Genomic DNA, 12,004 nt, shown 5'->3' on the forward strand with positions numbered 1-12,004 from the left:
GCGCATGCGTGGCGGTGGGGCGCGATGAGCCTGTATCTGCCCGAGGGGCTGCGCTGGCTGGGGTGGGTGGCCGGTGCGGCGTGGCCGGATGGCGACGAGGACAAGATGTTCGAGCTCGCCGCGGCCTGGGAGGCGGCGGCCGAAGAGCTCGACGGTGTGCCCGATGATATTCGCGCAGCGCGGAATTCGATCGGCGTCGCATATCACGGGGGCAAGGCGGGTGAGGCCATGCAGGCGAAGTTCGATCCGCTGCTCAGCGGCCCGCAATCGGTGCAGGAGCTGGCGACCAGCTACCGAGCACTGTCCGAGACCGCGTTCAACGCGGGCACCGATATGGAGGCGGCCAAGCTGACGGTCATCGTCTCGCTGGCCATGCTTGCCGCGGAAATCCTGTGGGCCTGGGTATTTCCGGTGACCGCCGCGGCCGCGGAGACAGCGGCGATCAATGCGACCAGATCCTGGATGCGGCAGGTCGAGGACAAGCTGACCAAGCTGATCGAGAAGGGCGCCGAGTGGCTCTTCCGAAACGCCAAGGTGGCCAAATTCGTTGGTACCTACTCGGTGAAAATCCTGGAGAGCGTGGCGATTTCCGGACTGCTCGATATCACCGTTCAGCAGATCCAGGTTTGGAAAGGACATCGGCACGGAATCAACTGGGGCCAGGTCGGCCTCTCGATGGCGGCGTCGGCCGCGGGCACGATTCCGGGCCGCGAGGTGGCCGGATTCGTCGGCACCAAATTCGACAAGTTCTTCGCGAAGTCGTTCCAGCTGAACGGCCGTGAAGGCCGGTGGATGTCGATGATCAAGCCCAGCGTGGGCGACTCGTTGAAGGGGATCGCGACGGGCGCGACATCCGGCGCGGTCGGAACGTTCGCCGGGAACCTGGTGATGATCGGCGCCATGGGCGGTTTCGGTCCCGCGATGTCCTCGGCGGAAGGCTGGGTCGGTGGTATCTCGCGCAGCGCCATCGTCGGCGGGGCGCGCGGGATGCTCGGGGTGAAGATGCCCTCGTCCACGGGGCGGATGGGGCTGAAGATGAATACGTTCGATCCGACGCTGCGGCCGAGCCTCGGCCCGCGCGGGGATGGGACCATGCCGTTGCCGCCGCGCGCGGGAGCAACGGGCAGCGGTGTGAATGCCGCTGTGCGCGAGATAGTTCCGGCTCAGGCCGGACATGATCAGCCGGTTGTTCAGCAGCGTGTGGTGGAGCCTTCCGGGACGGGGTCGTCTGCTTCGGTGGGCGAGCATCAGCCTGCCGTGCATGAGCGGCCGGTTGCGGCAGTGGATACGCATCCGCAGCAGGCAAGTGGCAGCGTGCACTCGAATGTTGTTGAGCAGGTCGGTAATTCGTCGGGCAGCTCGACATCCGCGTCGACAGATCAGCAGCACCATGGTGGCCAGGTCGGTGCGGGTGCGCAGGCGAGTACCGTTGCGCCGCAGCCGAAGGCCTCGGTCGAGACGCAAACCGCTGCCGCCCAACCCGGCTCCAGTGGACAAACATCCGCTGCTGGCGGATCGTCGACCGGTCAGGTGTCCTCTACGAATACGGAGACGTCGCTCGGCCAGCGGGGCCAAACGCCCGTCACCCCTGCGCAGCCTGGCGCTGGTGCGCCGCAATCGCATACGAGCGGATCGGCACAGAGCGGGAACGCATCGGGTCCGGCACCGGCACGGGGTGGCGCCTCGGCGTCCGCCGCCACTCCCGGCGGCTCTGATGGGACACGCAGCCCTGTGGTCGCACAGGCAAATACCAATGAGTTGCCGAGCAATCCGGCGCGTACGACGTCACAACGGTCGGTCGATGTGACGCAATCGGCTGAGCCGCACCAGGTATCGCAACCGATGCGGGATCAGGCCGCAGGGGCGGCGCAACGCCAGCAGAGCGGGCGTGATGTGCCGGATCGGTCCGGTGCCGGAACGCCATCGGACGAGTCGCGTCTGCGGGCGAATGATGGTGCGGCGCACAATCAGCGAGCTCGATCGGGCAGTCCGCGCGATGACGACTTCCTACCACCGCGCGAGGACGATGATGCGCATCGGCCACCGGTGCCGGACGAGCCGCCGCACGTCGGTCCCACACCCGAACCACAGGGCAATCGCGATCCGCTGGTTCGGGACCAGACGACGCGGTCGAACAGCGCTGCGGCCCAGGATCTCCGAGGTGAACCGCGCTCGCGGGTCGCCGAGCAACAGTCGGCCAGGAGCGGACCGCAATCGGATGCGGTGACCGAAACTCCTCGCGATTCGACTGTTTCGACGCCGATCGAGCACCAGCAAGTGCCGCCAGTTGGTCAGCGTGGGGCCGAAACGTCGACGCCACAGGTAGATTCCGCCGGGCAGCAGTCCCGAGGACAGGCGGTGGTTTCGTCAGGCGATCAGGGTGCGGGCACGTCGACGCACTCGGCGGGGCCGACCGCAACCGAGCCGACTTCCCGTCCTGCCACGGGTCCGTCCCCGGCAGCATCGTCCGAAGCACCGGAGCGCACCGGCTCGCAGAATCCCGAAATGACCGAGCCACAGCCTAATTCGGAGCATCCGCTGACCACGACGTCGGGTGCGAACGAGCAGGCTCCGGCTGTCCGACCGCAAGAAGCGGCCCGAGCGGCTGCCGAAAGCCCGCGGCCCGGCATTCGAGATAGTCAGGGGACGCCGACAGCCGATTCCGGTGCACTGCGGCACGAGGGTGGTCAGCCGCGTTCGTCACCTGGTCAGGAGGTGGAGCCGACTGCTGCGACACCCGGAGCTTCTGGGACCGAGGGGGTTTCGCGCGTGCGATCCTCGGAGGAGGTTCAATCGTCGACTTCTACGTCGGGAGCAGTTGGGACTGCGGAGGTTTCGGGCGCGCGATCACCGGGAGGAGCTGAACCGACAGCTGTTATGTCGGGATCGGGTGGCGCTGAGGAGGTTTCGGGCGTACGGCAGTCGGAGGCAGGTGCACCGCATGCCGATACATCGGCGCGGCGTGAGACCACCGAGAATGCGGGTTCGACGCGGCAGCACGCTGAAGCGCCTGCGGTGCAGGGTGATAACGGTGCCCGGCGCGGCGGGCCGGATATGCACGAAGGGACGGCGCGACAACGAGTCGAGCAGGGGCGGCGCGGGGTGGGGCAGCCGAACGAGGTCGATCCGGATCGAATCGACGTGCTCGATGACGGCACCGCAGCTCATCCGGAACACGCTGCGGCACACGGCGACGCCGCGACCGCGCCGAGCGGGCGGGAGGTGGTCCGGCCGCCGGATGATCCGCGTTGGTCCAGGGCCGACGATGCGGTCTCGGTAACTCATGCGGATGGCCGCATCGGGCGGATCGACGCGGACCGGAATTCGAGTGTGCGGTTGGGCAATGGTGATGAGCTGCGGGTGAATTCGGATGGAACCCACGTCATCAAGCCGGACGGTGCCACGGCCCGCACTCCTGCGGAGCGGGCCGTGCCGAATGCCGAGTCCGGTGACAGAGCGCCGACCGATGCGAATCGAGAACAGGGTCCGACGCAGCAGACCGTGATCACCCATCCGGAAGGTACGACGCAAACCGTCCGCACCGACAAGACAATCGAGGTGCGGACGCCGAGCGATACGACCGTGCATATCGATGCGAAACGCAATGTCACAGTCCATGTTTCGAATGAAACGACGATCGCGGTCGAGCGCAAGCCGGTGACCGTGCGGTCACTGAACGGTGACAGCTACGTCGTCGAGCGCAAGACCGTGACCGTACACACGCCCGATGGCACCAGTTACGTCGTCGAACCGCGACGCAACACGATCACCCGTACGGTGGCGGATCCCTCGGCTGGTAGCCCCAATTCCGGTGCGGCACAAGGCCACGGGCATCCGGATGCCACCCACACAACGGGCCCGGACGGCACCGTCCGGGTGCGGTTGGGCGATGGCAGCACCATTTCCATCGGCCGGGACGGTTCGGTGCGGGTGGGTCTGGAGAACGGCGGCGCGACATCGGTGCGCGCGGATGGTGTTGTCCGGGTGACCGCTCCGGATCGCAATTCGACGGTGGTGCGGTCGGACGGCATGGTCTGGCAGGTGGATCCGGATGGAATCACCGTGCGCCGCACCAGCCCCGACGGTTCGACATGGACCGTCGACGTGGACGGCACCATCCACCAGAACAAGCCGGATGGCACCGAGAAGGTGCACGGCACCGAGCTTTCGGGCACGGATCTCAAGAGCAAGACCCGGCCGAAGCGGGTGCCTGGCGCGAGACCGAAACCGTCCTGGGTCGGCATTCCCGACGTGCCGACCGCCGCCGACTGGATCGCGGGCGCATCGCTGCCGGGCTCGGATGGTTCCAGCAAGCCGCCGGAATGACTTGGCGATGATTCGCGAATGACGCATCCCGTCCGCGAATTCGATTGTGGGTCACCGCGGATTCACTCATGGCTGGTGATCTGTGTGGACCACGGACACGAGCGGACGGGGAGATTTCGATGGCGAACGAGCGGTTGAAAGCCGATGCGGTGATGGCGCTGGAGGCGCTGGAGGACCAGCTATCCGGCATCGCCGAACTGCAGCGGCGGCGAATGGCGTTGACCGGCACCGCATTCGCCTGCGACAAGCGCATCCGGGTGACGGTGAACGCGGCCGGCGTGCTCGTCGACACCCAATTCGCCGACGATATCGACGAATTGAGCTACGAGGAGATCGCCGCGGCGATGACTTCGGCGGTGCAGTCCGCGGCCGCGGATGTGGAGCGGCAAGCCGATGAATTGATGCGCCCGCTGCTGGAGACGCGGGCGAAGCTGCCCAAACTGTCCGACATCTTCGACGGGGCACCCGATTTCGGCGCTCCGGCCCCATTGGCACCGCACGACGGTTCGAAGCCGCCGTCCCCGGTGCCGTTCGCGGATCCGCGGTGGTCGGGTTCGCTTGTGACGGAATCGGATTGACAGACAACCCAGCAGGAAGGAGCTCGTCGTGGCGGACAGGATGCATGTCGATACCGACGCGATGAAGCGGGATGTCGCGCCGGAGATCGAAAAGGCGGGCACCAGGCTGAAATCGGTAGTCGAGCGGTTGGAGACGAAATTGCAGTCCCTTGGTTCGCCATGGGGTAACGACAAATTCGGGAAGCAATTCGCCGACGGCGCAACCGGCTATCTCGCGTACAGCAACAATATGCGGGACGGCGCGCGGAAGATGCATGACGCGTTGCACGGCTACGCCGAGGGTATCCGCCAAGCGGCCGAGTCGATGCGGCGGCAGGACGCCGCGCAAGCCGCCAGTACTCCGGGCGTCGACTGAGTGGTCAACTCCTGTACAGTTTTTCAACAGGGGTGCGGCTCTTCTCAACGCGATCCATATGCCGGAGCGGTAATCATTTGCCGATGATCGGTCGATGACCTTCCGGTGATCCGCCGATGATCGATGGTGCGGTTGAATTCTTTTGCGCGACATCCGACTCGAGCCGATGGGCGTGCCGGATCCGGGATCGATAGCGATATATGAGGAGCAGCGGTGGGTTCGGAGACGCCGTCATGGTCGACATGGAAGAACGGTTCGCTCAAGCTGGATGCCAGTATTGCGGTCGACTGCGCCAACGCCTGTAAGGAACTGATCCAAACGTTCGACACCCTGAGCAGGTACCTGAAGTCGGCCGAGAAGCTGAAAGGGCACGATCTCGGGGGGCTGGATTCGAGCGAGCGGCTGGCCACCAGGTTCAACGACAAGATGCAGAGTCTGCTCGATACGGTGGATCAGCACATCAAGCTGGTCACCGATATGGGCGATACGTTCATCAACGCGGGCAAGAGGTATGCCGACACGGATTCGGGCTCGGCGGAGTGGTTCAAGCAGTTGAGCGACTTTTCGTTGAAACCGGACTCGTCGAAGAACACCACACTCTATCCGTCCTCGGGTACCCCGGCGAACCCGGGTGATGTGAAGGTTCCCGACAACTTGGTGCCGAAAAATCAGGTCGGCATGGACAAAGTGGATCTGGGTGTCGAGAATTACCAGAGCATGTTGTGGGATCAGCTGATCAAGATGCGCGATTCGATAAATGTGAATCCACTGCGAACCGTGGCCTTCGTTTGGAAATGTATCGACGATACGGCCGTGCCGAGCGCGACGAAAATTCGCGACTTGATGGATAGAACCAAGAAAGAAGATACCTGGCGCGGTGTCGGTGCGGACGCGGCTCGCGGTGCCGTTACCCGGTACTTCGGCGAATTACAGGACCTGGCCAAGCAGTCGATGATGGTCAGCCGAAACGCCTCGTACACCGCCGATTATCTCGCCGCACTGTATTATGCGCTGGCTCCGATGCCGACCCAGGAGGTCGAGGGAGATCTCGCAAAATACCAGGGTTATTTCAATAGCATCTACGTCACGGGTATTCACAATACGGAGAAATTGTTTCCGAAGCTGCCGCAGCCGTCCGGAATCCCGGGACCGAACGCGCAGGGCAGTAATGACGACAATCCGGGGAAGAACAACAAGGGGAACGGTTCCGATACGGACAAGGGCGGAAAGTCCGGTGGGAACGGCAAGGATGACACCGACGACGGCGGCAAGAACGACGCCAAGGGTGGCGGTGACGATAAAAAGCACGGCGGCGGTGGCGGCGGTTCCGAAGGGGGCGGCTCCGATGCCGAGAAGAAGGGCAAGGGTACCGGCCACGACGGTAAGAACGGTGCGGGCGGGCCGGGGCCGGGATCGGGCATCCATCCACCCGAGAAGTCGAAACCCGGTGCGCCCAAGACCGATCCCGCGAAATCGGACCCCGCGAAATCCGATCCGGCCATAACGGATCCGGCGAAGGGCGACCCGAACGCACCCGGCCCGATCGGCACGCAACCGCGCATTGCGGCGAGCGATCCCTCGTCGGGCATGAATATGCTGACCCCGTTGATCTCCGCGGTCACACAGGGCATACAGGCGGTCGGCCAGACGGTGCAGGGCGTCATTCAGGCCGAGTCCGCCAGGATCGCGGCGGGCCTGCCGGGTGACCATCAGCTCGACGGAAAGCCGGACACCGATGAGATCAGGAAGGCGGGCGGTCCCGGCGGGCCGGGTAAGGCGGGCGCGCCGAACATTCCGCCGCCGCCCCGGCCGGTCGGCCCGGAAGCATCGAAACTCTTTCCGCGAGCGGCGCTTCCGAGTATCGACGGAAAGCTGCTCACCCCTCCCGGCAACTGGGGACCCGGATTGCCCGGCGGCATACCGGGTGTGCCCGTCACCGGCTCCGCGGCGAACCATTCCACCACGCACCAGGATGACACGAAGCTCAAGATTCCGGGCGAGGAGTTCCTGGAGGACTTCGGTATCGAACCCAGCGCGGTGAGGCCGGTGTTGGACGCATGAACGTCACCCGGACGTTCACCGATCTGGAGTTCGCGACGCTGTGGCGGCGCTACGCCGATGCGCCGCTGCCGTATCCGCTCATCTACGTGTCCAGGATTGCGGTGCTGTCGGACTACGAGGCGGCCCTCGCGCAGACCTGGGAACGGCTGTGCGGCACCGTCGAGGGCGAAACCGTCGGAGCCATCGAAACTTTGGGTAACCCAGACGTTTTCGTCTCGGTGCGCGGCTGGTGCGACCACGATATGGACAATCCGGCGAAACGCATCCGGATCTGTGCCGTACGCAGCGGTGTGCGGGGCTATCTGATTACCCAGCTGCCCGGCGAAAGCATCTGGTACAGCGGCGGTTACACGATCGCCGAATGCGATCCGAACGGGTTGGCCGCCGCGGTGGTCGCGGCGCTGCCCGCCGCCGAGGCGGGCAGGCGCGGGAACATACCGGTGTATACGGCCACGTCGGGTGATGAGTACCGAGCGTTGATCTACGACAACGAAATTGTCGAAGGTATGCGGCAGAGCCGCGAATTCCTCGGCGCGCCCGCGACCATGATGGGCGAGATCATTATCCGGCAGGGCCGGTCCATGTACGGGCCCCGCGGCATCATCGAGCGGATGTTGCGATGGCGCGATCTGCCCGGCGACGGGCGGTACGTGATCGGAGCGGATGATCCGCCGGTCGCCATCGGCACCGGTGCGCGCCGGTTGACCGGACTCATCGGTGATGCGGTCGACATGATGATGTGCCGGGTCGAATCACATTGGGAGTCCGAAGAACCGAGTGGTGGCTGGACGAATCGAATGCGAGGTTCGACATGGTGAATCAGCACACCGAGTTGATGCGCGAGCCGGGCGGTCCGTCGCCCGATGTCGCGTTCACGCTCGGTTTCGGCGAATCGCCGATGAGCGTTGCCGAACCGCGAACAGATCCGGTCGCCGCGGCTGATGTTCCGGTACCGGTCGAGGCTCGCGTGGCAGGCGACCATCCTGCGACCGATGCCGCCGCCCAACCGCTCGAGTCGGACCTTCGCACGGAGCCCGAACAGCCTGCGGTGGAAGAACTTTCCGAACCGAACTCGCCCGCCGCGTCCGACTCGGAAACCGAGCGACGGGCAGCCGAGCTGCTGCACGGCATCGTCACCGCCTTCGCGGCCGAGGCTCCACCCGGCTGGCGACGGCTCGATATCGTGCTTGCCCTTACCGTCGCGGGCGGCACCGGGCTCGCCTATTTCACCGACGCCGACGGTGATTCGGCTCCGATCCAGCCACCCGCCGCGGTGATCGAACTCGCACACGAGCACCGCGAGGTGACGGCGCGGCTTGCCGGTCGTCCGTGGCTACGAATGATGGTGCGCCGCACTGACTCCGGCGAGCAAGAGATCGAATACGACTACGGCGACGATCCCATCCCGGATGCGGACCGGCTGCCGCCGGACGCGTATCAGGCCGACCTGACGGCCTTTCCGCGCGCCCGGCTGCCGATCTGGTTGGCCGCGTACGTCAGTGAGTCGCACCGCCGGCTGCGCTCGCCGCAGCGGGCCATCAACTCATCCGACAGCGGAAAGTCCTCGCGGGCAGTCGAATTGCCGCCGCTCGCGGATATGTGGGCGCGCTGGGCGACGATTTCGGCCGCCTTCGTGGCGGTCGGTTCGCCGTGGGGGCCGCGAATGCTGGTGTCCGGCGGCTGGTTCGAGGGCAGTAAGTACGGCGGCAGCACCCTGTTCGTGCTGCCCGGTGGACGGGCGATACTGTCCGGCGGCACCGCGGACTCGGCGGCCTTGGACGCGGCATACAACGACGGCGCCGAGTTCCCGGAATTCTTTGTGGGGGCACCTGATTGGGTCGCCGACCCGGTGTTGAACGTGCGGGCCGAGCAGGGACTGCTCTCGTTCTGCTACTGGTGGGACGGCGACGGCTGGTATCACGGCGAGTCGCCGGACGCTGCGCGAATCAGCGATGCCGTTCCCGGCATGTGGACCGAGGAGACCACGATAGATGTGGTGTCCGTTGTGCTTTCGGCGCAGCGATCGACCGTTGCCGCGCTGGTGCGCGCGGCCGCATCGGATGGCGTCACCCGCGAAATGCTGCGCGAACTGCTCGACGGCAGCACCGCGCCGGAGGAAGGCGTCGAACTCGACTTCGCCGAAGCCTGGTACCAGCTTTCGCTGGCGGGCGTGATCCGGGACAAGGCAACAGATCCCGCGGCGGCAATGGAATGATCCGGCTACCCCTCGAGCATCAGTGTGACCGGCCCGTCGTTCACGAGTTCGACATGCATATGCGCACCGAACCGGCCGGTGGCCACCGTCGCGCCCAGTTCGCGCAGCGCCTGTGCGAAGGCGTCCACGAGCGGTTCGGCGACCGGACCCGGCGCCGCCGCGGACCAGGATGGCCTGCGGCCCTTGCGGGTATCGGCGTAGAGGGTGAACTGGCTGACCACCAGGATCGGTGCGTCGAGATCGGCGGCGGACCGTTCTTCGTCCAGGATGCGCAGCCGCCAGAGCTTGTCCGCCAACGTCTTCGCGGTGGTTTCGGTATCGGTGTGGGTGACGCCGACGAGGGCGACGAGGCCCTGCGTCGCCGGGTTGATCCGGCCGACGGTCTCGCCGTCGACGGTCACCCGCGCCGCCGTCACCCGCTGCACCAGTACTCGCATGCCGCGAGTTTTTCATCCGGGGTGTCGTATCGGTCGCGCGGGGGCCGGGGCGCGCGATTTTCGAAGGAGTGTCGACGTGGTTGATAATCCGCCCAAGGGCCAGAATCCGCCGGACAAGCAGCCTCCGCCGGCAACGGATCCGCAGCCGAGCGATCTCGCGAAGGCGATCAAGGACAGATTGCTGAGCATTGATCCGTCCGTGGCGCTCGATTGTGCGAACGCGTGCGATGTGGCGATCGGCAAATTGTTGTTCGTCAAACAGAAATTCGCGGATTCGGCGCCCCTGCCCGTGCTCGGCGCACCGGGATCGGGTAAGGATCTGCGGGACGAGGTGAACAAGCGGACCGCCGCGATCATCGAGGTACTCGATGGATACGTAAAAGGGACAACCACGCTCGGCGAGAATTTCCTGGCTGCCGGAAAGGCGTTCACCACCACCGACAACTCCAACGCGGATGTCCTGAAGCAACTCGACGTCAAGAAGATGACTACGGTTCCCAAGGATTTCGGATACGATCCGATCGCGTACAACAAGCCGGACACGAAGGTTCCGGACGACAAACCCAGCGGCGGCAGCGACCCATCGGTGCGCATCGCGCTGGAGGCAGCCAGCCATATGGACTGGAATCAGCTCTTCGAGGTGCGGCAGATACTCGGCGGGTCGCCCAGCGCTTCGCAGAAGGTTTGGGATACGTATGCGCTGTGGGAATGGGGCAAGAGAAGTGTCGATACCATGCGCCGAGATCTGAGCCAAACTCTGGCGACCGCGATAGCCAGCAAATGGAAGGGTGATGCGGCGGATGCCGCCGCAAAATTCTCCAAAAAGTATGCGGATAACTTCGGTGGAGTCGCCGAGAGTATGGAGAACTACTCGAAGACGCTGAAATACGTATCGGAGTACCTGTACACCACCCATGAGGCGATGCCGCCGGTGGATGAGGCAACGGCGCGGACCGGGACCGGTTCTACTTACAGTTATACTGCCGCGTCGGCGGCGGGCGGCCCAGGCGTCACCACTTATACCAATAGATACAACGTCGAATGTGACTTGCCCAAGTTTCAAAAGAATTTCCAGGAACACTACCTCGACGGTCTGACGAATACGAAACCAGGGCTTGTCCAATTCACTCCTCCGTCGAACACCGGTCCCGGTCCCGGTCCCGGAAACACCACCGATGCCCCGCCACCGAACGACGGCACCCAGACGGGTCCCGGCCCTGGCACGAGCGATCTCGACAAGTACAAGGACGATCTGCAGAAATTGCTCAGCGGGCCCGGGCCGGGACTCGGCGAGCTCGGTGGGCCCGGCGGCCCCGGCGGTCTTTCGGCGCCGAATGTCGATGTGCCGCCACCGCCGTCATTCGGATCGTCCGATGCGGCCGGTCCGGGCGGGTCCTCGGTGCCGGATATCGGAGTCCCGGATGGGCCCGGAATCGGTGGGGATCGTCGGTGCCGGATGTGTCGGTCCCCAATATGCCTGGCCTGGACGGAAATTCGCCGGACGCGACATTGCCCGGCGGTCCGGGCCCCGGTCCCGATGGCCGGGGAGCGCCCGGTGGATCGGATATGGCGAGCCGCGCGGCGCAGGCGGCGGCACAGGGAGCGCAGGCGTTCGGTGCGCTGTCGCAGGCGGACAAGATGCGCGCCGCGGAGCTGGCCGCGCGGAACAATATGGCGAAAGCCCTTGGGGGACTACCTGGTAAGTCGCTGAGCGGTGGCCCCGGCGGTCGGCCGGGCGGGCTCGGGGGAGTGCCGGGTAGCCCGTTGAGCGCGTCGCAGAACGCGAAACTCTTTCCGCGAGTGGCACTTCCGGGCGTCGGCCTGCCCGGCGGTGCGGCATCCAGTGGTGCGGGCTTGGCGGGGTCCGGTATGGGCGCGCCGGGCGCGCCCGGTGGCGCCAACGCCGGACAGAAGGATTCGAAACAGCACAAGCGGGCGAAATACCTTGATTCCAAGGCGCATTTGGATGAGGCGTTCGGCCCGACGCCTACCGGTATGAAGCCGGTGATCGAGCCGGGCCCGGCGCAATGAC

Annotated in this window: 9 protein-coding genes; 8 read left to right on the forward strand and 1 reads right to left on the reverse strand. The window is 65.4% G+C overall.

Going from position 1 to position 12,004, the window contains the following annotated elements; translation table 11 throughout:
* The first annotated feature begins 24 nt into the window (after positions 1 to 24).
* The 6 genes from F5544_RS05285 (at position 25) to F5544_RS05310 (ending at position 9,535) form a co-directional block, all read left to right on the forward strand.
* Positions 25 to 4,326, forward strand: coding sequence for a hypothetical protein (locus F5544_RS05285; protein WP_167472129.1), 4,302 nt, complete (start codon positions 25 to 27; stop codon positions 4,324 to 4,326).
* A gap of 119 nt (positions 4,327 to 4,445) precedes the next feature.
* Positions 4,446 to 4,904 carry a YbaB/EbfC family nucleoid-associated protein gene (locus F5544_RS05290; protein ID WP_167472130.1) on the forward strand — a complete coding sequence of 153 codons (459 nt, stop codon included), beginning with the start codon at positions 4,446 to 4,448 and terminating at the stop codon, positions 4,902 to 4,904.
* Between the two features lie 28 nt (positions 4,905 to 4,932).
* The gene (locus F5544_RS05295; protein ID WP_167472131.1) at positions 4,933 to 5,259 is read left to right on the forward strand and encodes a WXG100 family type VII secretion target; all 327 of its coding nucleotides are present in this window, start codon (positions 4,933 to 4,935) and stop codon (positions 5,257 to 5,259) included.
* 213 nt (positions 5,260 to 5,472) lie between these two features.
* Entirely contained in the window at positions 5,473 to 7,320 is a 1,848-nt protein-coding gene (locus F5544_RS05300; RefSeq protein ID WP_167472132.1) for a hypothetical protein, read from the forward strand.
* Positions 7,317 to 8,138 carry an ESX secretion-associated protein EspG gene (locus tag F5544_RS05305; protein WP_167472133.1) on the forward strand — a complete coding sequence of 274 codons (822 nt, stop codon included), beginning with the start codon at positions 7,317 to 7,319 and terminating at the stop codon, positions 8,136 to 8,138. The genes F5544_RS05300 and F5544_RS05305 overlap by 4 nt, the downstream gene beginning before the upstream one ends.
* Positions 8,132 to 9,535 (forward strand): hypothetical protein, encoded by a 1,404-nt coding sequence (locus F5544_RS05310; protein WP_167472134.1) that lies wholly within the window; start codon positions 8,132 to 8,134, stop codon positions 9,533 to 9,535. The genes F5544_RS05305 and F5544_RS05310 overlap by 7 nt, the downstream gene beginning before the upstream one ends.
* Before the next feature lie 5 nt (positions 9,536 to 9,540).
* On the opposite strand, the gene dtd is transcribed toward F5544_RS05310, so the two are convergent.
* Positions 9,541 to 9,972, reverse strand: a complete 432-nt coding sequence (dtd, locus tag F5544_RS05315; protein WP_167472135.1) for a D-aminoacyl-tRNA deacylase — start codon at positions 9,970 to 9,972, stop codon at positions 9,541 to 9,543.
* Positions 9,973 to 10,048: 76 nt separating this feature from the next.
* On the opposite strand from dtd, the gene F5544_RS05320 reads away from it, so the two are divergent.
* Positions 10,049 to 11,683: a hypothetical protein gene (locus F5544_RS05320; RefSeq protein WP_167472136.1), complete on the forward strand. Its 1,635-nt coding sequence runs from the start codon at positions 10,049 to 10,051 to the stop codon at positions 11,681 to 11,683.
* A 53-nt stretch (positions 11,684 to 11,736) separates the two neighbouring features.
* Positions 11,737 to 12,003 (forward strand): hypothetical protein, encoded by a 267-nt coding sequence (locus F5544_RS05325; protein WP_238847098.1) that lies wholly within the window; start codon positions 11,737 to 11,739, stop codon positions 12,001 to 12,003.
* Position 12,004 lies beyond the last annotated feature (1 nt).

It is taken from the genome of Nocardia arthritidis, from assembly GCF_011801145.1.
Lineage (GTDB): Bacteria > Actinomycetota > Actinomycetes > Mycobacteriales > Mycobacteriaceae > Nocardia > Nocardia arthritidis_A.

Excerpts from the sequence above, each read along its gene's own strand:
- F5544_RS05310 (WP_167472134.1), top strand. The coding sequence starts at position 8,132 with ATGGTGAATCAGCACACCGAGTTGATGCGCGAGCCGGGCGGTCCGTCG.
- F5544_RS05290 (WP_167472130.1), top strand. The coding sequence starts at position 4,446 with ATGGCGAACGAGCGGTTGAAAGCCGATGCGGTGATGGCGCTGGAGGCG.
- F5544_RS05285 (WP_167472129.1), top strand. The coding sequence starts at position 25 with ATGAGCCTGTATCTGCCCGAGGGGCTGCGCTGGCTGGGGTGGGTGGCC.
- F5544_RS05305 (WP_167472133.1), top strand. The coding sequence starts at position 7,317 with ATGAACGTCACCCGGACGTTCACCGATCTGGAGTTCGCGACGCTGTGG.
- dtd (WP_167472135.1), bottom strand. The coding sequence starts at position 9,972 with ATGCGAGTACTGGTGCAGCGGGTGACGGCGGCGCGGGTGACCGTCGAC.